The sequence below is a fragment of the Oceanibium sediminis genome (assembly GCF_003265325.1).
GTDB lineage: Bacteria > Pseudomonadota > Alphaproteobacteria > Rhodobacterales > Rhodobacteraceae > Halovulum > Halovulum sediminis.
Window position 1 is genome coordinate 1 of record NZ_QGNX01000021.1, and the last position, 21,637, is coordinate 21,637.

The 21,637-nt window shown below is 57.8% G+C and carries 14 protein-coding genes and 5 pseudogenes; 11 read left to right on the top strand and 8 right to left on the bottom strand.

Going from position 1 to position 21,637, the window contains the following annotated elements:
* A pseudogene (locus DJ029_RS22255) lies at window positions 1-153 on the bottom strand (IS6 family transposase); the annotation flags it as partial.
* Between the two features lie 162 nt (window positions 154-315).
* Complete coding sequence (locus DJ029_RS20535; RefSeq protein ID WP_112324352.1) at window positions 316-1,992, bottom strand: alpha/beta hydrolase; 1,677 nt, start codon at window positions 1,990-1,992, stop codon at window positions 316-318.
* 235 nt (window positions 1,993-2,227) lie between these two features.
* Here DJ029_RS20535 and DJ029_RS20540 point away from each other — a divergent pair, with 235 nt between their 5' ends.
* Window positions 2,228-3,277 (top strand): alpha/beta hydrolase, encoded by a 1,050-nt coding sequence (locus tag DJ029_RS20540; protein WP_232823162.1) that lies wholly within the window; start codon window positions 2,228-2,230, stop codon window positions 3,275-3,277.
* A 519-nt stretch (window positions 3,278-3,796) separates the two neighbouring features.
* Here DJ029_RS20540 and DJ029_RS20545 read toward each other — a convergent pair.
* Window positions 3,797-5,431, bottom strand: a complete 1,635-nt coding sequence (locus tag DJ029_RS20545) for a M81 family metallopeptidase (protein ID WP_198671220.1) — start codon at window positions 5,429-5,431, stop codon at window positions 3,797-3,799.
* A 248-nt stretch (window positions 5,432-5,679) separates the two neighbouring features.
* On the opposite strand from DJ029_RS20545, the gene DJ029_RS20550 reads away from it, so the two are divergent.
* Window positions 5,680-6,651 (top strand): helix-turn-helix domain-containing protein, encoded by a 972-nt coding sequence (locus DJ029_RS20550; protein WP_112324355.1) that lies wholly within the window; start codon window positions 5,680-5,682, stop codon window positions 6,649-6,651.
* Between the two features lie 157 nt (window positions 6,652-6,808).
* On the opposite strand, the gene DJ029_RS20555 is transcribed toward DJ029_RS20550, so the two are convergent.
* A complete protein-coding gene (locus DJ029_RS20555) occupies window positions 6,809-7,828 on the bottom strand; it encodes an AraC family transcriptional regulator (RefSeq protein WP_232823163.1) in 1,020 nt (339 codons plus the stop codon).
* Window positions 7,829-7,836: 8 nt separating this feature from the next.
* Window positions 7,837-8,022: pseudogene (locus DJ029_RS20560) on the bottom strand (IS3 family transposase); the annotation flags it as partial.
* Window positions 8,023-8,314: 292 nt separating this feature from the next.
* On the opposite strand from DJ029_RS20560, the gene bla reads away from it, so the two are divergent.
* The 7 genes from bla (at window position 8,315) to DJ029_RS20595 (ending at window position 16,874) form a co-directional block, all read left to right on the top strand.
* Window positions 8,315-9,331: a class A beta-lactamase gene (gene bla / locus DJ029_RS20565; RefSeq protein ID WP_112324357.1), complete on the top strand. Its 1,017-nt coding sequence runs from the start codon at window positions 8,315-8,317 to the stop codon at window positions 9,329-9,331.
* 129 nt (window positions 9,332-9,460) lie between these two features.
* Window positions 9,461-10,948, top strand: a complete 1,488-nt coding sequence (locus DJ029_RS20570; RefSeq protein WP_112324358.1) for a serine hydrolase domain-containing protein — start codon at window positions 9,461-9,463, stop codon at window positions 10,946-10,948.
* Between the two features lie 187 nt (window positions 10,949-11,135).
* A complete protein-coding gene (locus DJ029_RS20575; RefSeq protein ID WP_157966472.1) occupies window positions 11,136-11,297 on the top strand; it encodes a hypothetical protein in 162 nt (53 codons plus the stop codon).
* Between the two features lie 15 nt (window positions 11,298-11,312).
* Window positions 11,313-12,812: an amidohydrolase family protein gene (locus DJ029_RS20580; RefSeq protein WP_112324360.1), complete on the top strand. Its 1,500-nt coding sequence runs from the start codon at window positions 11,313-11,315 to the stop codon at window positions 12,810-12,812.
* 463 nt (window positions 12,813-13,275) lie between these two features.
* Window positions 13,276-13,719 carry a hypothetical protein gene (locus DJ029_RS20585; protein ID WP_112324361.1) on the top strand — a complete coding sequence of 148 codons (444 nt, stop codon included), beginning with the start codon at window positions 13,276-13,278 and terminating at the stop codon, window positions 13,717-13,719.
* Entirely contained in the window at window positions 13,716-14,999 is a 1,284-nt protein-coding gene (locus tag DJ029_RS20590; RefSeq protein ID WP_112324362.1) for an MFS transporter, read from the top strand. The genes DJ029_RS20585 and DJ029_RS20590 overlap by 4 nt, the downstream gene beginning before the upstream one ends.
* A gap of 730 nt (window positions 15,000-15,729) precedes the next feature.
* Window positions 15,730-16,874, top strand: a protein-coding gene (locus DJ029_RS20595) for an IS3 family transposase (RefSeq protein WP_232823164.1) whose coding sequence is annotated in 2 segments (ribosomal slippage) — window positions 15,730-15,970 and window positions 15,970-16,874 — 1,146 coding nt in all. Because the reading frame shifts where the segments join, the coding sequence is not laid out codon by codon here.
* Between the two features lie 9 nt (window positions 16,875-16,883).
* Here DJ029_RS20595 and DJ029_RS20600 read toward each other — a convergent pair.
* Window positions 16,884-17,631 (bottom strand): annotated as a pseudogene (locus DJ029_RS20600) (IS5 family transposase).
* Window positions 17,632-17,726: 95 nt separating this feature from the next.
* Here DJ029_RS20600 and DJ029_RS22260 point away from each other — a divergent pair.
* Window positions 17,727-17,900, top strand: a pseudogene (locus DJ029_RS22260) (IS6 family transposase); the annotation flags it as partial.
* 455 nt (window positions 17,901-18,355) lie between these two features.
* Here the strand turns inward: DJ029_RS22260 and DJ029_RS20615 are convergent.
* On the bottom strand, window positions 18,356-19,870 hold the full coding sequence (locus DJ029_RS20615; protein WP_157966473.1) for an alpha/beta hydrolase: 1,515 nt from the start codon (window positions 19,868-19,870) through the stop codon (window positions 18,356-18,358).
* 11 nt (window positions 19,871-19,881) lie between these two features.
* Entirely contained in the window at window positions 19,882-21,231 is a 1,350-nt protein-coding gene (locus DJ029_RS20620) for an IS1380 family transposase (RefSeq protein ID WP_112324366.1), read from the bottom strand.
* 208 nt (window positions 21,232-21,439) lie between these two features.
* Here DJ029_RS20620 and DJ029_RS20625 point away from each other — a divergent pair.
* A pseudogene (locus DJ029_RS20625) lies at window positions 21,440-21,637 on the top strand (IS6 family transposase); the annotation flags it as partial.

Consider the following 21,637-nt stretch of genomic DNA (forward strand, 5'->3'; position numbering starts at 1 on the left):
TCGAACCGTTTCGTGGCTGATCTCGATGCCGCGCTCGTGCAGCAGGTCCTCGACATTGCGCAGCGAAAGTGGAAAGCGAACGTACATCATGACCGCCAGGCGAATAATCTCCGGGCTGCTGTGAAAGTACTTGAAAGGGGCGCGTTTTATCATGGGTGGACGCTACGAAACCGCCCAACCCGCCTCAAGCCGATTTGTTCTGACAAAGCCTTTCGACGGGCGTGCCGTCTTGCATTTTTTCGAGCCCCCCCGAGTGACAGGGTGGCCGTCTCGAAGCATCGCGTGAGTCGGCTACCTTCGCCATGATTCCTCCGATCACCGCTGACCGTTGGCGCAACCGAGCTGGTAGCCGACGTTGCAATGCGCCTTGAGCCGCTGCGTATCTTCGGGGGTCCAATCCGGGGGCGCGGTGACCTGAACCCAAGGCCCTATATAGTCCTCCGCGAAGTAGGCATGGCCGTGGCCGGGCGGCGCGCCAAAGGACAGGGCCATGTCGAGCGCCAGCTGGAACTGCGTCACGACGGGCATGAAGATGAAGTGCTCCGTCATGTCCTCGGCCGGCGGATCCCGCATCCAGGGCGGCGCCCGCCAGAGCGACCGGGGGTCATAGAATACGACCGGGTCGCTTGAATATTGCAGGAAGACGATGCGCATGTCCCCCCATTCCGCCGCGGCCTCGGACGCATCCGCCGTGTGGGATGCATAGCGGATCAGCGACCCGTCCCCGATCTCCGGCAGGACCCAGGGTGTGCCCGGATTGTGCTGGTTCTGCACATGGTTCCAGAAGGCAGAGGGAAAGGGCGGCCCGACCCAGAACGCGCCGTCGATGGGATCGTCGAGCAGTCGGAACATGTTAGTGGCATGCATCGACGACCATGCGCCAAGGCTCAGCCCGTGAACGTATAGACGGGGCCGCGCGTCGACGTGCAACGTCTTCCAGTACCCATGCACCACGTCCTGAAGCGCGGTCGCCTGTTCCAGCCCCGTGCGTGTCTCGAGGATCAGGGCAAAGGGCGATTGCAGGTAGGAATACTGGACGGCGACCGTGGCGATGTTCCCGCCATGCATGTATTCGACCGGATCGTGGGATCCCGGGTCCATCCAGCCGGTGCCGGTGGGGCTTGCCACGACCAGAACGTCGCGCTCGAACGCGCCTTGCCGGATCAGTTCGTCAAGCGCCAGTTCGGCCCGCGCCTCGGGCGTCTCGCCATTGGCTCGCCCGACATAGACGCGGATCGGATCAAGCGCGGGTCGACCAGTGAAGGCCGAGATATCCTCGGATGATGGGCCGGAGGTAATGAAGTCCCGCCCGGGCTTGCCCATGGATGCCCAATCGATCAGGGACTCTGCGCTGCCGGCCATGCGTGGGTCGCCGGGAGGCGACGGGGCGTTCTCAAAGAGCTCCTGGGCGGTTTCGTAGCTTTCGTCGAGGCCCGTCACGACCCCATCGACGATGCCATCACGCGTGACCACGAACAGGATGATCACGACCGCGATGAACCCCAGCACATTGGCGCGCCGCGGCGGCATGACGCGATAGAACCTTGACCGGATCAGGCGGAACAGCGCGGCGACAACGCGTCCAAGCGCGAAAGCGACGGCAGAGGTCGTAAAGGCGATAAGCAGGATCGTGGCGAGTTGAAGCGCATCCGCTTCTTCCATTCCCATCTTCCCGCGGATGTCGTTCTGCCACCGCAGGCTGGACCCAAGGACCCAGAGAAAGAACGCCACGAGCGGTAGCGCGATCACCGTTGTCAGGAAGTTTGCGGGCCGCCCGGACAATTGCGGAAGATCGGCCGCCCGCCAGAGCAGCGCAACGATCTGGCCGATCAGATAGCCGATCGCCATGACAAGCCCGCCGAGGAGTCCTTGCACAGCCGGTCCGCGCGGAATGAGCGACGGGGTCAGCGAGGCCGCAAAGAAGAGCAGCCCGAGAAGCAAGCACGGCACCGAGACCTTGCCGATGATCCTGGCTATTCGCCCGTTGTTCATGTTGCCTCTTTGACTTTGGGTTCGACGTCTCGGTTACGACCTTGTCACGAGGCCGCCCGACGCGCAAAAGACTTGCGAAGCGACGCAATAATTTATTTTCCCACTGCGACATTCGAAAATGCCAGTGTGATGCACCGCCTGTGCGAGAGCCTGTACCTTCATGGTGAAAGTGCATGGTGTAAACGCCAAGGTCCTTTTTCGGCAAGCGCGGCTGAGGTACATATCGGGGATGAAAATGTGCGAACCATCCTTCGCCCGCCTGATGGGCGTCATGCTCTGCCTCGGCGCCTTGTCATGCGCCTTCCCCGTGCCGTCGACGGCCCAGACGGAGATCCAGGCCTCGGAATTCCCCTATTTCACGCTTCGCAACAGGACTGGATCGGATGATCCAACTGACTTTTACGGAGGCGAACGCAGTAAATTGAAAGCGGGCGTGTGCCGGATCGAAGAACTCGACCTTGGCGTTCTCGCGCCCCTTGCCAACGTGGCCCCGAACTTCTTGCGCGAGGAACTGCTTCGCGTTCAGAGTGTGGAGGAAGCAGACCCGGTCGCCATACTGGATGGGCTCGAAGCAACGGTCGGCGCAAGTGGCCCGGCGCTCTATGTGCATGGATACTATATCAGCTTCGAAAAAGGCTGCCGCCGCGCTGCGTTGCTGCAGCAGAACGCCGACCTTGGGGGGCGGTTCCTGTGGTTTAGTTGGCCCTCGAACGGAGCCGCGGCCTACTACACGCATGACGAAGCCGACCTTTACTGGAGCCTGCCGGACATTGCGGACACGATCATAGAGTTGGAGCGGCGCTTCGGCGCCGGAAACGTGGATGTCATCGGGCACAGCCTCGGTGCGCGTGGCGTCGTCCTGGCTCTGGCCGAAGTGGCCAATCGGCATCCCGACATCCGACTCGGACATGTTGTGCTGCTGGCGCCGGATATGGATTTCGGGATCTTCGAGCGAATTTTACCCCGGGTGCGTCCCATCGCGGAGAGCACGACAGTCTACGCGACGACCGGGGACAGACCGCTGGCGCTCTCGGCGCAATTGCATGGCTACCCGCGGCTTGGGGAGACGGGAAACGATGTTTCCCGACTTGCAGGCGTCGAGGTGATCGACCTCAGCGACCTTCCCAGCGAGGGTCCAACAGGTCATCTCTATCACATCTACAGCCGAGCCGTCGGTGAGGATCTGCGCCGCCTATTGCATGCGGGAGAACGCGCCGACGCGCGGCAAGGCCTCGTCGCGCAGGGTGAAAACCTTTGGCGCCTTCGACCTGCGACGAATGAATAGCCGCGCAGCAGGTCAGTGTATGACGTATTTGATAATCGACAGCAGCATGTCGATCCCGCCCGCGAAAGCAGCCCCGAGGATCGCCGGGAATACACTGTGGTCCAGAACCCAACCCACTCTGGCACCGGGGACTGGCAGCAAGATCAAGCATAAGATCTGAGACAGCGCCATTGCCGCTTCGGCTCCTGTCTGATCCTGCCATGCGGCCAGAAAAAGGGCAGAAGGCAACCGAAGAAATCGAGGCTCTGGTTCAACAACGGGTCCTGCATTCGTCCGAGGCCAGAGCGACTCAACCGTGTATGGTGTCCCGTTCGGTGCTGAACATGTGTGACGGGCGGTGTCATGAACCCGCGGGACTCGAGGCGCCCCACGAGTTCTTCGACAAGATGACCTATTGGCTTCTTCCACTCAGTGGATTGAAGTGTGAAGGCACCTAGAGGGATTCTCACCGAAGACATCGATGAGAATCCCTCGCAAGAGTAGTGCACGCCTTTGTAAGCGCGCTCTTGCAGATTTTTCCTAATTCGCAACAGTAAACGTTGTGTTTTCGTCGAGAGGGTAGATGGGGTCCGTTAACTGAGTGTGCTCGAAAAGAGTGATATCGCGACTGGTGGCTCCGGGAACATCAACGATCAGTACCTTGTCGGTGAAATTTTCATAGAACGCTCGGAAGTGATTCCCGCTCTTGACACCGATGACGTCATATTCCTGGATGGCGATGCCATGTGGCCTCGCTTGTGAATCGTCATAGGCCTGAACCAGGCCGGATATAACAATGACATCCACCGTATCCGAGATAACCAGCCTGACTGAGGGACCAAAGTTGTAAGGGATACCGTAAGCGGTCCCCCCACGAACGAACTCGTAGCCATCCGAAATCGACTTGACATAGGCTTTGGTTTTGATCGGATCGCCCGCAATCGGCTCAAACTTGCCCCCGAGGTTCACATCGATTGTCGCTCCGACACCGGCAGCGACTGCGGCCTGTGCGGTTTCCGGATCGTGTATGGAAATGAAGGCGACTTTACCCAAGCCTTCTGTTTCCAAAAGGGCGCGCAGCAGGTGCGTCCCCGAGCCGCCCGCCCCACCACCTGGATTATCCGCAGCGTCCCCAATCACAATCGGTGTATGTTCGATGATATCACCCTTCGTCGGCTGCTGACGCTCATAGCGGCCGTCTCTGTCGAGCATGGCCAGTACAGTGCTCATCGTTGAGTCCAAGTCATTCAGTGGATAAAAGGCCTCATCCTTGTGATCCCATATCCACTGGGACAATTCGTCCACCAGATCTTGTGCCAACTCGGCGTTGTTTTCGGTGGTGACCATCGGGTACACGCCGATAAAATCGGTGTCCTGGTACGGGAAACCATGCATTACAGAGCAATTGAGAACACCGGGACGGTTTTCGATCTCAATACACTTTTCCTTGAGCTGATTTCCAAAAATGCCTTCCTCTTCGGTGTTACTGAGCGGAATCATCAGCGGCACTTTGCGATAGGCCGGAGTGGGATCCGACTCCCCTGCCAGGATCGCAGCGGCACGATACATCGCATCACGTGCAGCTTCATTCATATCCAGATGAGGATACTTCTTGCACGCACTGAAGAAGTTCATGTTGTCCCTCATCTTGTCCGTGATCTTGCCATGCAGATCGCCGGACCAGACGATCATCGTGTCCTGTCCCACCAGTCCTCTGACGGACTCCGCCAAGTCTCCTTCAAGATCGGGTGTTCCATCCACAACGCCTGCACCGTGAAGAGCGAGGTAAACGATGTCCAACGGCATCTGCGCTCTAAGCGTATCAAGCATTTCTTTCTTCGCATCGTTCCAGAATTGAGCATTCACCAAACCAAAGCTCGAGTCTGGTCCGTATATGAGACCTGGGAGCAACTCCCAGCCGTTTTCCTCGCACACATCTACTGCCCCGCCCAAGGCTGTTCCTCTGAGCGACTTGATTTCATCACCCCGAAAGATACGCATGTTGTCCAGCGTGGTTTCGCCCATGCCTTCGGTGAGGTATGTGTTTGTTTCATGGAAAAAACCAACACAGCAGACCCGTAATTTTCCACTTTTTACTGGCGACCCCAGTACATGCGACGATATCGCAGTAACCCCTGCAGAGACGGCTAGTGTATTGAATGTTCTGCGCTTCATAAGCTTTACTCCATCTCGAGCAGGGCGACGGCACGCGTCGCGGTCAAGTGCTTCGGGTTCAGTTTTGCATTCTCGACCGTATCTCTGTGGAGTTGATTCGAGCATGGAAATGAGGGTCAGATCCTACTCTGGTGGTAAGGCGGGCCCAGTATCGAGGGTCAAATCCTACGCTGCCGGCGGCTACGAGTTCACTTAGGAGTTGACTGCGTTAGGTCTTGCGAGACGCAAGCCGGGGTGGGAGAGGTATCATGAATGTGGGCCAACCGAAGCACTTGTCGCGCTTCCCCGCGAAGACCGACCTGACGCATCAAGAGTTCTGGCGCGGCTTGCCCACCCTTCAAGCCGAAGCGGTGCTACTCGGGCCGGGACGCCTGGAGTACAAGATGCTGCAAGTCACTGGACGGGATCTGCTCATCTTTCGTAGCAAGGTCGCGCCAAAAATGGCCGGCACCATCGTGCCTCACCCGGATTGGATGGTCTTGATGGCACCAGTAGACTGGCTCGGCGACTATGTTTTCAATGGTCAAGTAGCAAGACCGTTCGATGTTTTTGTTTCTGGCGGTCCTGACGGCTATTCCACCACTGGCGAAAAAAGACACAACTTGGCATTGGGTGTGCGAAAATCTAGACTCAAGGATGCATGTGCCAATTTGAGTGGTCGCCATATCGAAGATGTCGCCCTCGACGATCAACAGATAGCCCTTGGTGCGGCGGTGGGCACAAGGTTTCACTTGCGGATTCTGGAGACGATAGCAGCGTCACTGGAAAAGCCTCTGGGCTCCGGTAAGTTTGCACTCGACGCTGTCGCTGAAAATGATCTGTTTTCTGAGATTGCAAACCTCGTCATGGCAGAGACAATCGAACAAAATTCTGTATCTAGTATTAATCTTGACCCGGTACGAGTTGTCAGGCGCGCAGAAGGACTGTTTGAAGACCGCACGACCAATCCACCAAGCATAGCTGATCTTTGCAAGGCGGCTAACGTCGGAACAACAACATTGCACTTGTGTTTCAATGAAGTGTACGGCGTTTCGCCAATTGCGTACTTGCAAGCGAAGAGAATTACCCAAGCGCGCTGTACATTCCTTGCGGCGGAAAGGGTACCACCTTCGGTCAAAGATGTTGCCCTGTCGCTTGGCTTCACCCACAGCGGTCGTTTTGCCAAACGATATCGCTACTTTTTTGGGGAATACCCCACAGAGACCCTCAACAAGCGATGAATTTGCCGGAATCTCATATTTGCCTTCTTTAAGACTTAACCTTAAAATATTTTGTGGGTGAATTTGAACACCACCGCCCTGGTGTATGCCGGCCGGTCGCATCAGCATCCTGCGGCGCAGCCTCTAGATCACCGTGAGGGATTTCGCGGGGGGCAGGTCAAACCTGTTCGGGCTTCGATTCTGCCCTGAATTGTGTCGGCGTCCTACCGGTCCATCGCCTGAATGCACGGTCAAGGACGGCCGGGCCGGAGAGGCCTACCTGAAGGGCGATCTGCGCAATGGGCAGGGTGGTGTTCGAAAGGAGGTCTTCGGTGATGCTCTGGCGCACATCGTCCTTCATCTGACTGTAGGAGGTGCCCTGTGCCCACAGGATGCGCTGGATGCGGCGTGGGTGCACGCGGCAGATCGAGGCAAAGCCGTTCAGCGTCAGATCCTCATAAGCGATGTTGTCTTTCAGGATGTGGCGAAGATAGGAAAGGGTCGCTTCTCTGGCGCCATCTGCGGCAAACTCCCCTCGTGACTTTTCCAGCAGGTCCCAGCCCAGCGAGAATGGTGCCCCAAGCCAGTTTGGCGGAAATGAAATCCGCAAGCCGTCGATCTGGGATGTGATGAGCGCCCTTTTCGGAAGAAAACCCGGCGGAAGCCCCTGAGTTGTCGGTACAGTGATCAGGATGTCTTTTGGGTCGAAGGTTTCTCCGATCCCTTTCTTTATCATAGTCACATAGAGTGCGACGCCGATTGCATCCAACTGTGTTGACGGCTTAGGCACCTTGACGGTGCGCTGAAGCTCGAAGCTTGCAGCGCCGGCTGTGATGGAAAGGGAGTACCGCACGTTATCAACCTGCTTTGAGACCTCCACCACCACCCGGGACAGAAAATCTCCCAAGGTGAGAGCATGGGTCGCCGAATCCCGGAACGCCGGCGTTCCCTTCCTCGCTGTTTCAATTGCCACCTTTGCGCCAAAATACGGATCTCCAAGAGTTTCCGCCATATCCTCCATGGCGGAATAACAGGCGGACGCGTCAACCAGCATCGCAGGGTCCGTCAGCGCGCCGAGGGGAATACCGTTTCGGATCAGAAGCGCTTCAATATCGCCGCCCCGCGAGGTGAAAGCCTTTGCGAGCGGGTACAAAACCAACATCGCGCGTGTGAATTTCGGGTCAGATTTCTTTCTCATTCGTGCTGCTCCCTCAACCGCCGAACCTGGTCCGTCTTCAGTCCGCCGAACTCTTTGCGCCGCCGGTAGCAATGAACTGGGCGACACCGATCGAACAAACCGCCTCAGCCACCGACTGGCCCTGCGATACCAACACGTCGACCTGCCGCAGCGTCGCGACAATCTCTATCCGGCCTGTGCTTCTTCTGGGGCATTCCCTCGTCCTCCATCTGGTTCGAAAGCCTACTTCAGGTAGGATCTATATTCAGGGTGCAGGCCAGTCAGGTTAACTTCGGTTAAACCTTGTGGGACAGGATTTTGATACAGTTGGCATGAGAAGCAAAAGAAATTGCGCGCCCGGCATGTTACCAAGCAGCGCGCAGACGACGAGATTTCGGCCAACGGCCACGCGGCGCTTGCGCTCTCGGAAAGCATCGGAGCCTGGAAGTGCTGCAAACAAGAAGCCTTGCCGTATTCGAAAGTAAACTTCGAAAAATGGAAAACGCTATGAAATCGAAGAGATCTATTTTGACTGCAACACTGATTGCCGGGCTGATGACTGTTTCGCCGGTGACCTTCGGCCCGGCATACGCCCAGACACAGGACGGACAGGCCGTTGGAGCCGCGATCGAGCGGGTCGCGACGGGGCTTGCCGGGCGCATAGGCTTTGCGGCACAGGAAATCGGCGGCGACGACGTCATCGCGTTCAATGGCGATGAGACCTTCGTCATGGCCAGCACCTACAAGGTTGCGATCGCCGCTGCGGTATTGGATCGCGTGGACAGGGGGGAACTCAGCCTCGACCAGATGGTCGACGTCACGCCCGACATGATGATGATCGGGGATGCTGCGCTGAGCGACACATTCGTGCACCCCGGGCTCCAGCTTTCGGTGGCGAACCTGATCGAGATCATGATCACGGAGAGCGACAACACGGCGACCGACATCTCGATGGGACTGGCCGGCGGACCCGCCGCAGTAACCGAATATCTGCGCAGGCTCGAGATCACCGATTTCAGGGTCGATCGGACGACTGGCGAGATCATCGGGGAATTCTATGGCCTGCCGGGACCGGCCACGATGAAAGTCGCCATGGAGGCCTTTGTAACCCGACCGGAGCTCATGACGATCATGGGTGACCGCAATCTGGACTTCGAGGCGGATCCCCGCGACCAGTCAACGCCGCTTGCGATGCTGCAACTCCTGCTTGCCATCGACAGCGGCGCGGCGACGAGCGCCGAGAGCCGCGACTTCCTGATTAACGTCATGTCGCGCACGCGCACCGGCGCTGGTCGGCTCAAGGGGCTGCTGCCGAGAGGAACGCCCGTGGCGAACAAGACCGGAACCATCGGGGGAGTGGCCAACGACGTCGGCTATATCACGCTTCCCGACGGTCGTCGGTTTGCCGTTGCCGTGTTCACCAAGAGCAGCGCGACATCCGAGGCAGACAGAGACCGGGCCATCGCCGAAGTCACCCGCTCGCTGTTCGACTACTTCTACGTCGGGCAGATGGCGAGGCAGTAAGCGGGGAAACTTCGCCGTGCAGTCTGTAGCAGTGAGAGCCTTCCCGGCAAGGACAGAACTCTCCGGGAAGAAATCTCGTTCCACCAACAGGAGAAATCCAGTGAAGAATCTAATGAAAAGGACAGTCCAATGAAGACTCTGATGAAACCATTATTCACCCTTCTTATTACGTCATCACTCGCCATTCAGCCGGCAATTGCACAGCAGGCCATGACACAGGAAGAGGGCCAGGCGACCTTTGATGCGGTCCTCGCCGAAACTGCTGAAATGATCAAGGAAATGAACATCCCGGGGCTTGGTGTAGGGGTCATCCATGGGCCCAACACCTACAGCGCCGGCCTCGGCATCACCAAGGTAGGCACCGACGAGGCCGTTACCCCTGATACGCAGTTTCAAATTGGCTCTGTGACCAAAACCTTCCTGTCGACGGTGGCCTTGCAGCTGTCTGAACGGGGCGAGCTGGATTTGAACGCGCGTGTCGTCGACCTCCTGCCGTGGTGGAGGGTCGCGGATCCCGACGCAACGTCGAAAGCCCGGGTCGTTGACCTGTTCCACCATCGCGCTGGCTGGTATGGAGACCATGGGTTCCTTCGTGTTCCTCCGGGCGGGTCGATCAGCGAGAAGGTCATGCTCCAGGCGGCTTACGTCGAGCAGATCTATCCGTTCGATCAAACCTGGATGTACAACAACACCAGCATCACCTTCGCGACCCATGTGGTGTCGCATGCCGGCGGAAAGCCGATCGAGAACCTGATCGAAGAGAACCTGTTGACTCCGATCGGCATGGATTCGTCATCCTTTAACTACGACCCCACCCCGCCGGCTGAAAACTACGCATGGGGTCATCCGCCGATCTACGGCGAAGGCGACATCAACGATCTCACGCCATACTACATTCCGTTGATCAGAGAGTCCGCAGCCTCCGGCGCGCTCCGCTCGACGATTAACGACATGTTGAAATACGCCCGCTTTCAGCTGGACGGCAAAGACGCCGCTGGGAACCAGCTACTGTCCAAAGAAGCGCTGGACTATGCCCATGCTCCGGCAGTCGAGGCCGCGACCGGCGACTATACCGGGCTGACATGGTTTGTTCACGACTATGACGGGGTCACCAGCCCCAGCCATGGCGGGAACTGGCCCGGCACCCGGTCTTTCCTGAAGCTGATCCCGGATCACGAATTTGCTGTGGTGGTTTTGGTCCACAGCGATCGCGGATCCGAAGCCTACAAGAAAGTTACGAATGCAATGGTCAAAGCCTTCACGGGAATCGAGGCCGACTCTCCGGTCGCAGCGGGTGTTGATCCGGCTGTGCTCGATCCCTTCGTCGGCGTCTTCAAGGGGAATTCCCAAAACATCGAGATCCGCAAAGAGGGCGACAAATATGTGTTTGTGCAGTTCTCCGCATTGACCAGCGGATCGGATCCCGCGCCGGCCAATGTGGCCAACACGGCTGATGGCTATTTTATCATCACCGAAGGCCCGAACGAGGGCGCCCTTGGCGAATTGCTCGAAGATCTGTCTGGCGAACTCAACTACGTGCGCTTCAACCACCGGATCTTCATTCGGGGCGAAGGGGCAGTCGATGAATTCGACCTCTCCGGATCTGTCTTCGAATAACCGGGGCGACAAGATCCACGGATCAGGTGGAGGGTCGATCCTGCACAGTGCAGATCGAACTCTCCACCGAACGCGCTGCATCGACGACATGAGGCGTCCAATGCAGAAACCAAACCCAAAGAACCTGACTGCGGCGCGTGGCGTCGCCGTCGGCATCGCCCAACCGAAATGGAGAGGAGAGAACAACATGAGCGAGAACGAGATCTCCCGCAGGGAGTTCAACCTTGGTGTTGCCGCGGGTGCGGCCGCCATTGGGTCCGCCGGTAGAGCCTTGGCGCAGACGAGGGAGCCATTCGACCTCGTGATCCTTGGCGGGCGGGTGATGGACCCCGAGACCGGGTTTGACTAGGTCGCAAATGTCGGCGTGCGCGCGGGTCGGATCGCCGCTATCACAGTCGAACCGCTCGAGGGCGGCCGCCAGATCGAAGCCAGCGGCCATGTCGTCGCGCCCGGCTTCATCGACACGCATTTTCACTGGCCCCGGCCCATGGGCAACAAGCTCGCACTGCTCGACGGGCGAACGACGGTTATGGACCTCGAGATCGGGACGCTCGGAACGATGGTGGATGACTGGTACGCAGAGCGCACCGGGACCAACCAGATCAACTACGGCTGCGCCAGCTGCCACGAATTCGCGCGTACCTTGGTGCTCGACAGCATCACGACGATCGATGCGCCTGAGGCCATGAACCATCGCGGCTCGGACAAGTCTGGCTGGTCCCATACCCGCCCGGACCTCGACAAGGGCAACGAGATCCTGCGCGTGCTCGATACGGGCCTCGCCGCGGGCGCGGTCGGCATCGGCTCGACGCTCGGCTACATGCGCGACGGCGCATCGGCACGCGAGGTCTTCGAGATCCAGCACATCGCTGCGGCTTATGGAAGGCCCTGCGCCTTCCACTTCCGCTACACGCCCGGCACGGACACGAGCGAAGCGAACGGTATCCAAGAGATGCTTGCGAACGCCGCCGCGCTCGGCGCGCCCGCCATCGCCTGTCACTTTAACAACCCCGGTTACAACCTCGTGCACGAGCTGCTGGTGCGGATGCGCGCGCAAGGCCACAACATGTGGGGCGAGCTCTACCCCTACGCGGCGGGCTCGACGGCGCTGAACGCCGTCTTCCTCGAACCGGAGATCTGGGTAGATCAGCTCGGCTACAAGTACGAGGAGACCATCCAGGATGCGCTGACCGGGGAATGGTACACGCAGGAGAGCCGCGCGGAGATGATGGCGCGCGAGCCGGCGCGGCTGGTGCTGGCCTACAAGATGCCTGAGAGCGCCATCCTCGACTGGCTGCGCCTGCCTGACGTGGCGATCGCGTCAGACGGGATGCCGATCCTCGACGGCAGCATCACATGGGATACGCCCTTCGAGGATCTGCCCAACACCCACCCACGCGGGGCCGGCACCTGCGCGCGGACGTTGCGCATGGGGCGCGAGAACGGCATCCCCCTCATGCAGAGCGTCGCCCAGCTCAGCTGGAACTCGGCGCGCCCGCTCGGTCTTACGGGGCTGAGGGCGATGCAGGAGCGCGGGCGGATGCAGGAGGGCATGATCGCCGACATCACGATTTTCGACCCAGAGACAGTGACCGACAACGCCACCTACGCGCAGGGCAATCTGCCGTCCTCCGGCATTCCCTTCGTGATCGTCAACGGCGTGGTGGTGGTCGATGGCGGCGAGGTGCTGCGCGGCGTGAACCCAGGCCAGCCGATCCGCAACGAGCCGCAGGAAAGCTTGTTCGAACCACTGGACGTAGATGAATGGACACAGGCCTTCTACGCTGTTCCGCAAGATTTCGGTGGCGGCGTGCCGAACTCGCAACCTGCCTACGACCCGCGCGTGATCCCGTGCTGTGAGTGACGCTGCATAGGGCGAATTGCTTGAAGATCTGTCGGGCGAACTCAACTACGTGCGATTCATCCACCGGATCTTCATTCGGTCCGACGGGGCGGTCGACGAATTCTCGCTCTCCGGAACTGTCTTCGATTAACCGGGGCGACAACAGCCACGGATCAGGTGGAGAGGTCGATCCTGCGAGGCGCAGATCGACCTCTCCACCGAACGCCAAGACCGTGACAGAGGCGCCCCTGTCAGGGGCGTCGGATTGCGCGTTCGAGCGTCCCGGAAATTCGGCCTCGACTATGCGACCGACTGCGCGCGAAACGTCGACCAGGAGGATTTCCTTTACGACACATTGGGCCAGCGGCTCTGATCGCAGGGATCAGGACCATTGCATCCGGCGCGTGGCACAGTGCGATACATGCTGAATGCAAGACGGTGGTTCAGAACCTCAAGAGATGAGCAAGCTCAAAGGGATAGAGGAATGACTCAGACACCCATCAACAGTCTCGGTTCTTCGGCGAAAATCCATCGCCGCGGATTTATTGCACTTGTTTTGGCTTTTCCATTGGCGGCGCGCGCAGATTCGTCGTTGGGGGAGGGTTGGATCCTGCTTGGAGAGAGCAGGGTCAACCTTATCAAGAATTTCAGCATTGTTCCGGTCACGTTGGCAAAAGGGCTCTTTACGGGCCTTGTTGTCGAAGCCGTAGACAAGCTGATCTTCATCGAAAGCATAGAGGTGACGTTCACCAACGGGGAAACATCCGAGCTTCGTGTCCGGTCGATCATTGCGGCCGGAAGCCGGACCCGCAAGATGCTCCTGCCCGGCCTGGTGCGCGGCATTCGGACCGTGAAGATTATCTACAAGCGCATTCCGACGGGTGGCAGCGCAACGGTCCGAATCTACGGACGACGCAGTGGCGCATGATCTGGATGAGAGAATTCAATAAACAACTGCTCACACTTCGCGCGCTTTTCGCCGCGATGGCCTCGGTCCAGTTGGTCACGGCTGCGTCCGGAACGCTTGTGGCCCTAGACTTTGCCGCGTCCGGTGCCTCTCAGGAAGCTGCGGCGCTCGCGCCGGCATTCTACTCGCTCGGCTTCCTCGTCGGCTGTTTTCGTACGTCCCGCTGGATAACACAGATCGGCCACATCCGATCGTTCGCTGCCGGCGCGGCGATCTGCATAGCGTCGACATTGATCTTCGCCTTGACCGAATTCGTTCCGGTTCTGCTTGGCGTACGATTCACCACTGGCCTTGCGACGGCTACGCTTTTCGCCATCGGAGACGCCTGGGTCAGCCAATCGGCGGATGGAAACAGCCGAGGGCGCTTGCTGGCTATCTATGCAATCCTGCTCGGCGCCCTTTCCGTCGGCAGCCAGATCATGATCCCTGTCCTTCCCGACGATATCAATGTCGCGTTTGTGGTGGTTTCGTTACTGTACTGCCTTGCGATCGTCATTCTGACAGCCGCCCGAACTGATCCGCCATCGGCGCACGCTGATGCCTCGGTTCGTCTCAAGGCGGTGTTCCGGGATTCCCCAACCGCCTGGCTCGGTTCGTTCACGGTCGGCATGGTCGCAACCACTCTTCTCAATGTTGGTCCCTATCGAGCGGCCACCCAAGGTATCGACGCCGAGGAGATCGCGCTTGCCATAGGGGCTCTTTATCTGGGTCGCATCGTTTTCATGTATCCTTTGGGATGGGCGTCAGACTTCTACGACCGACGCAGGATAATCGTAGCGAACGGCTGCGTGGCATCTGCCGTGTTGCTGTACCTTTCAATCGCCGGTTCCGGAGACGGCTTGGGTTACAGGGCCGTCTTGGGGACTAACCTGCAATTGGTGCTTCTTGGCTTGCTCTTTGTCCTCGGAGGCGCACTTCTTACTGCATACTCTTTGCTTGTTGCTCATGCGATGGATCGCACGGTTCCAGTTTACGTTGCGTCGACCACAGTCACCTTGCTGTTCGTCTGGACAATGGGCGCCGTCGCCGGGCCCCTTCTGGCGAGCCTGGTTTCGGCTGCATTCGGAGACGAAGCCGCGAGTTGGCTGCTCACTTTTCTGATGGTGAGCTACACGAGTTACGTCCTCTTCAGGCTCAAAAGAGCGAAGGCCTCGGACAGAGCCGAGAAGACCGCCTTCGTATCGACCGAGACGAGCAGTCTGGAAGTCGCACCGAACCAGAAGAAAAAGGCTAAGACATGAGCCTGCGGGCCCCGCCTTCGATCTCATTCGGGCTCACATCAAGGGGTCTTGGCGGTCAGATGCCACCGTGATGCCCGGCGGATGTGGCGTCTCAATGTGGAGAAGGTTCGACATCAGTCCCATCCCCTCCGCCACTTGCCCCCACGAAAGCGTTCTCCCGATCCGGCTGTGGCCGGATTATTCCGTTGTTTTCTAGGGTTATGCACGAGGAGCTGTTCACCGGCCCCGGGGCAATGAGGGTCAAAAGCATTCTCTACGGGCCGGTATTCTCCGGACCTGTTAACTGCGCAGGTTTGGTAAATTGTTTGCAAGTATATGAAAACGCGGGGCTTATCGAAAGCGGCAGGTGAGCGCTTCGACACCGGTCGTGTCCGATAGATGGAACATACGTCGAACTACCGCGCGTCTAGTGTCTTGGCTGTAGGCAGGCTGTTTCAGTCATCGCGCATCGCTTTTTGCATTCCCCATGAACACGAGGAGCATAGGCCATCGAGGATGTTGTAGTCCTCCGGATCACACTCGGTTTCGCAAAGACCGCAAATCAACCGGTCCTCGTTGCAAAAGACGCATTTGCGATCCCCGCGACTCCATGACTCCCGGTCGCAGATCGGACAGGTTGTAACCGAAGGCATTCCGCCGTCTTTCGCGACAGAGTAAGCCTCTTGGTCTGAGGTGCCCCTAGATTTGTAGACGCTTTGCTTGGTAATTTTGGAAGCAAAGGACGACGCAAATGTCAGGGCAAATTCGCTATTCAGATGAGTTCAAGATCGACGCGGTGGCACAGGTCACAGAGCGTGGATATTCGGTCAAAGAAGTGGCTGAACGGCTCGGGATCAGCACCAAATCTTTGTACACGTGGATGACGCAGTTTTCGAAGCCTCAGAAACAGACCGATCAGGAGGCCGAGGTCAGGCGTCTCAAAAAGGAACTGGCGCGCGTCACCGAGGAGCGCGACATTCTAAAAAAGGCCACCGCGTACTTCGCCAGGGATGCAAAGTGAGGTACGCGTTCATCGACGCACATCGCCAGCAGCATCCTGTCCGTATTCTCTGCGAGATGCTGAGCGTCCACCCGAGCGGTTTCTATGCATGGGTTAAGGAACCGCTAAGTCACCGTGCGCAGGAAGATCAGCGCCAGACCAAGCTGGTGAAGAAGGCGTGGAAAGACAGCGGCAAGGTCTACGGCTACCGCAAAATCTATGATGATCTGATCGATATGGGGGAGGTCGTATCCGAGAACCGCGTTGGACGGCTGGCCCGCCTTGCCGGCATACAAGCGCAGATTGGCTACAAGAAGAAGCCCGGCGTTTATGGTGGAAAGCCTTCTATCGTCGTGGACAACACATTGGATCGGCAGTTCGCCATCGACGCGCCAGATCGGGTTTGGGTAACGGACATCACCTATCTGCGGACGCATGAGGGCTTTGCTTATCTCTGCGTGGTCATCGACCTGTTCTCGAGACGTGTCGTCGGTTGGGCTGTCCAGTCACGACAAACCTCAGAACTCGCAGTTCAGGCTTTGCTCATGGCGATCTGGCGACGCAAGCCCGGGCCCGGCCTTCTGATCCATTCTGATCAAGGCGCGCAATTCACAAGCCGTGAATGGGCGGCGTTCCTGCGCGAACACAATCTGGAACACTCTATGAGCCGCCGGGGCAATTGCCATGACAACGCTGTCGCCGAGAGCTTCTTTCAGCTCCTGAAGCGGGAGAAAGTCAGACGGCGGAAGTATCGGACCCGCGAAGAAGCCAGGCGCGACGTCTTTGAGTACATCGAGCTATTCTACAACCCAAAGCGCAAGCACACGAACAACGGCATGCTGTCACCCGTTGACTTCGAACAAAGACAGCTCAAACTGGAAAAGGCAGGTGTCTAGGGTCAGGACTCATTGATTGAGCCAAAAGATGACGGTTGCGGCGATGCAGATTGCGCTGAAGAAGGTGTGAGCGCAGCGGTCGTAGCGGCTTGAGATGCGCCGCCAGTCCTTGAGTTTGGCGAACATGTTCTCGACCTTGTGGCGCTGCTTATACAAGGTTTTGCAATAGGTTGCGGGTGAGCGGCGGTTGGCCCTCGGTGGGATGCATGGGGTAATGCCGCGCTCGGATAGCACCTCGCGGAACGCGTCGCTGTCATAGCCCTTGTCGGCGATCAGCGTGTCGGCCTCCGGCAACACCGGATAGATCATCGCCGCACCCTTGTGGTCGCTCATCTGGCCCTCGGTGAGCAGGAAGATGATCGGACGGCCGATGCCGTCGCAGACCGCGTGCAGCTTGGAATTCAGGCCGCCCTTGGTGCGGCCGATACAGCGGGGAACATCCCCCCTTTGAGCAGACTGGCGGCAGTCCGGTGGGCTTTGAGATGCGTGCTGTCGATCATCAGCCTGTCGGGCGGCCCCTCTTCGGCGGCCAGGTTGGCAAAGATGCGGTCGAACACGCCCATGCGGGACCAGCGGACGAACCTGTTGTACAAGGTCTTGTGCGGCCCGTAGACCTCGGGCGCAGCCCGTTTCGGATCTCGTGGATGATGCCGCTCACAACCCGACGGTCATCCACGCGGGGCACACCATGGGACAGCGGAAAATGGGGTTCGATACGCTTGATCTGGGCTTCGGTGAGCCAGAATTGATCCGACATAGGCAGGTCCTCCTGCCCAGCTTGAATCACGCTTCAAGCCCAAGCGGAATCCCGAAAATTAATAGGTCCTGAGCCTAGGAAACTAGGGGCACCTCAGAGAGCGGGCGATGCAGCGGTTTCGGCGCATGCGAAGTTTACAGAAATTCGCCGCCGTCCACTCTTCAGTTAATAACCATTTCAATCAGGAACGCGCCCTCTACAGCAGAGAAAATTTCAAGATCAACCGCAGCGCCGCTCTCGCCGAGTGGCGTCAACTTTGTTCCGCATAGGCTCACGTATTCAGTGGCAAACTGAGACTGGTTCGAATCCGTCTGACACCACCGGGGGCAGAGATGATCGCCGCCTTGGTCGGTGCGATTGCCGCCAGCCCATTGGCGAGGGCTGGGCTGCGCTATGGGGCCATTGCTCTCGCCATCGTCCTGTTCCTGTTGTCGTTCCGTCGCGCGGGTGAGCGCGCAGGGCGCATGGCAGAACGCCTTGAAACTATGGAGAAAGCCAATGTGGTCCAACGAAGGATGCTGGAGGCGGCGGCTCGCCGTCAGCGGTTGCGGACTGCGAAGGCTGCAAGCGCCACCCACTGTGCGGACCCATCTTTCGTCAACTGATGTTATTGCGACTTGAGGTCCCCCCGCGTTCGAATTGTAAACCTGATCTGCCTACGAGTAAGTATCAGCCGCATTTTCGACTGGCATCTTTTGCCAAGTACTTTCAATTATAGCAGTTGTTATCGCGTGCCGATTGATGACAATCTATCAGGATAATCTGGTGGGAATGTCCAGATGGCTTTTCCTCCCTCGCGGATCAACCCGCGTTCCTGCGCTCGGTAAGGTGTGAGAAGCGTAATAAAGATGTCGCTACTGGCCCAAGGTGATGTCCGAAAAAAGGAGTGACCGTTCCCTACTGAAGATTCTTCGGCATCTGTAACATCGATAATTTCAAGTTTGTCCAGCGCTACCAGAGCTTCTTCAAGTTCCGGCCAGACATCACCTTTTTCTGACCAGCTTTGTCCAAGCCTGTCTCGGCCGAAAAACAAGCTAGACATGCCTAGAGCCGCATCTGTCCCGGACGTGTAGATCGAAAGCTGGTCGACTGCTTTGAGAATGCCATCCGCCAGTGCATGCCCCACAAAACTTCGATCCAAATCGCTACTGATTAGGATGACATCACCAAGGCGTGGGCCACCACCTGAACGATTGAGGAGGGCGATCTGGTAGGTTACCTCAAAAGCTAACCGGGAGCCTGCGCTATATCCGATGATATTGATCCGATCGGCTTCAGTGTTCGCTGAAAGGAATTCGATGAGCGACCGGAGGTTTCGCCGCGTCGCCGTAGCCGTCTCCTGGTCTTTGAAATAAGCAAGCCGATTTGGCGTTGCGGCCCAATTGTATGCTACAAAAGCACCCTGATACCCCAGAAAATGTTCCAATTCTCTCGCGACAAGCGTCGAGTATTCAAAATCAACATTATAGCCGTGAACATAGATATGAATGTCTTTGTTGCTCGAAAGTGCGAGTTGTCTGTCGATCTGCCGGGCAAACTCTCTACCAGCTTTTTCCATCGCGGCTGCGCTAGGCGCGTCAGGGTACAACTGTGAAACGCTATATGGCAGAACACCAATTTCAGTTATTTTGTCCACATTGAGCAAATATTTCCGGTCACGATTTCCTCGCATGGTGATGTCTATAAACTGTTCCCAGTTCTGAACACTGGGGGAAAGTCTGACCGATGCGGTGCCCGCTCGGGAAAGTTGCCCACGGCGATTGTTGTAATAAGCCGGCTTGTCTCCCGGGCCGGCTTTTCCTCTGTCGGTCACATAGAAAAGTTTGGATTGTGCTTGCAGCTCTCCGTCGATCTTTGCGGGAAGTGGATTGAAAGTACTTTCCGCGTACACTGTCGGAGAAGGCATCAATTCAATTTCGTCGTAGATATTTTCACCACATCCGAAAAGCACCAGCACTGGCATCAATTTCAAAAGTCGATAAAGCCTCGCCGGATTAAGAAAAGACGAAGAGCTGAGACGTTTAAACTGACATTCCCCAAGTAGAACGTCCTCCCGCCCACCTTGCCGCTGTTCTGCGCTCCTATCAAGCCTCTTGGACCCATGGTGCCGTTGTTCGGGCATCTGACGCGCGAACTGAGCAGGATTGCCGGTCTCGGCGGCGAGGTTGATCCGGATATTGGTCTGATCGACCCCCGTATGGATAGACCGGTCGAGCCGCTTTTGTTCAGGTTTTATCATTGACGATGTTGTCATTCGGGAACCGGCGGTGCGCGCAGCCAATGTATAGCCTCAAGAATGCGATTAAACAAATCTCCGCTGACCGCAACTTCAGCAAGCTGGAAGGTGATGGCGCGGGCATGTCGGACGACCCTTGCGCCAGTTTTAATCAACCTCGTCTGCAGACTGGTCAGTGACCAATCAGCCACCTCTTCGGGTAGTTCGGCCCCTTGCAGGAAAACGCCGAGATTGTAGGCCAGTGCGTGAAGCTGAAGGCGGACCTCGTTCTGCGCCATGCCCTTGCAGGACAATCGCGTCCAGTTGATAGCTTGCTTGCCTTCTTTGATATGCTGCTCTGCCGTTCCGCGTTGGTTGTAGAACCGGATGATCCAGTCTGGTTCCATTGGTAGATTGGTGACAACAAAGCCGACACGAGGAAACAACTCGCCGGGGTGCCATTCCACCTTCGCGATGACCCGGCGGGGCTTGTCCCAGGATGCCGCCCGATACTCGAAGTCACCGTAGATGCGCTTCACGCCTTTTGGCGGACGACCCACAGGGCGCTTGAGCAGATGCGCAATCTTGCCCTGAAGAACGCGATTGGCCCGAAGGCGGATGGCGTAGAAATAGCTTTCCGCTTCCAGAGTTTTGTATAGCTCCGGGATGGCGAACGCTGCATCCCCCCGGAAAAACCGCATCAGGTGACGATCCGCATATCGCGCGATGACGGGCTTCAGAACTTCTTCCCATCCATCTGCGCTGTGAACATTGCCGGGGCGCAGGGCGCAGCGTTCCAAATGACCAAACTGGTTGAAGACGAACAGCGGGTGATAGCACATGCAGCCGAAATGCCCGTTCCAAGCGGTGCCTTCTTGTGCGCCATGGGTGGGACTGACTGAACTGTCCATGTCGAGCGTGATCCACTTGGGCGGTTTGCGGTTGTGAATCCGGTCGATCCAGTGTCCTGATAAATCCGCCAGCACAGTGCGATTGTCGGTTGCCGCCAACACCTCGGTCTCGAACCGTCCCATTTGGCTCACAGACGCGGCCTTGGCCTCAACGGCACGCCCTCCAACGACCTGCCGCATCACCGGATCAAGCGATAAACGGTCCGCGTCATTCACATCATCATATCCGGCCAGCCGCCCAAAGACCGACTGGCGCAACAAGCCGACCAGTGAGTGCAGGCGATTGTGGCCAGTTCGCGTGTCTCTCAGAAATCCGCCCGCAATTTCGTGCAGGCCGAGCACGTCATCCAATTCCCGGAACAACAGCAGACCACCGTCCGAACTGATCTTGGAACCATGAAACTCCAACTGGACCCGGCGGTCAAAATCGACCCGATCACCCCGATCCGAACTCGCAGCCTTTGGGTGATCCATGAAAAGTGTCCCTAACGGCCATCAACGACATGATTTATATGCGAAATATCACGATCAGGACAGCGAAATCAGAGAGTCACTTGGGGGCACCTCGATTTTTGACCGTTTTCGCGACCATGAAGCAGGTGATGCAGCCTGGAGCGCGTCGGAGGGTCTTGTCAGAACAACTTCGCTTGAGGCGGGGAGGGCGGTCTCTTAGTCTTTACCGATGACCAAAATTGACCCGTTCAAGTACTCTCATAGCAGCCCCGAGATCATTCGCCTGGCGGTTATGCTCTACGTGAGATTTCCCTTGTCGCTGCGCAATGTCGAGGACCTGCTGCACGAGCGCGGCATCGAGATCAGCCACGAAACGGTTCGATATTGGTGGAATAGATTTGGTCCGATGTTCGCCGCTGAGATCCGC

Coding starts and splice junctions, on each gene's coding strand:
- DJ029_RS20535 (WP_112324352.1), bottom strand. CDS start 1,992: ATGAACAACGGGCGAATAGCCAGGATCATCGGCAAGGTCTCGGTGCCG.
- DJ029_RS20540 (WP_232823162.1), top strand. CDS start 2,228: ATGTGCGAACCATCCTTCGCCCGCCTGATGGGCGTCATGCTCTGCCTC.
- DJ029_RS20545 (WP_198671220.1), bottom strand. CDS start 5,431: ATGAAGCGCAGAACATTCAATACACTAGCCGTCTCTGCAGGGGTTACT.
- DJ029_RS20550 (WP_112324355.1), top strand. CDS start 5,680: ATGAATGTGGGCCAACCGAAGCACTTGTCGCGCTTCCCCGCGAAGACC.
- DJ029_RS20555 (WP_232823163.1), bottom strand. CDS start 7,828: ATGAGAAAGAAATCTGACCCGAAATTCACACGCGCGATGTTGGTTTTG.
- bla (WP_112324357.1), top strand. CDS start 8,315: ATGAAATCGAAGAGATCTATTTTGACTGCAACACTGATTGCCGGGCTG.
- DJ029_RS20570 (WP_112324358.1), top strand. CDS start 9,461: ATGAAGACTCTGATGAAACCATTATTCACCCTTCTTATTACGTCATCA.
- DJ029_RS20575 (WP_157966472.1), top strand. CDS start 11,136: ATGAGCGAGAACGAGATCTCCCGCAGGGAGTTCAACCTTGGTGTTGCC.
- DJ029_RS20585 (WP_112324361.1), top strand. CDS start 13,276: ATGACTCAGACACCCATCAACAGTCTCGGTTCTTCGGCGAAAATCCAT.
- DJ029_RS20590 (WP_112324362.1), top strand. CDS start 13,716: ATGATCTGGATGAGAGAATTCAATAAACAACTGCTCACACTTCGCGCG.
- DJ029_RS20615 (WP_157966473.1), bottom strand. CDS start 19,870: ATGATAAAACCTGAACAAAAGCGGCTCGACCGGTCTATCCATACGGGG.
- DJ029_RS20620 (WP_112324366.1), bottom strand. CDS start 21,231: ATGGATCACCCAAAGGCTGCGAGTTCGGATCGGGGTGATCGGGTCGAT.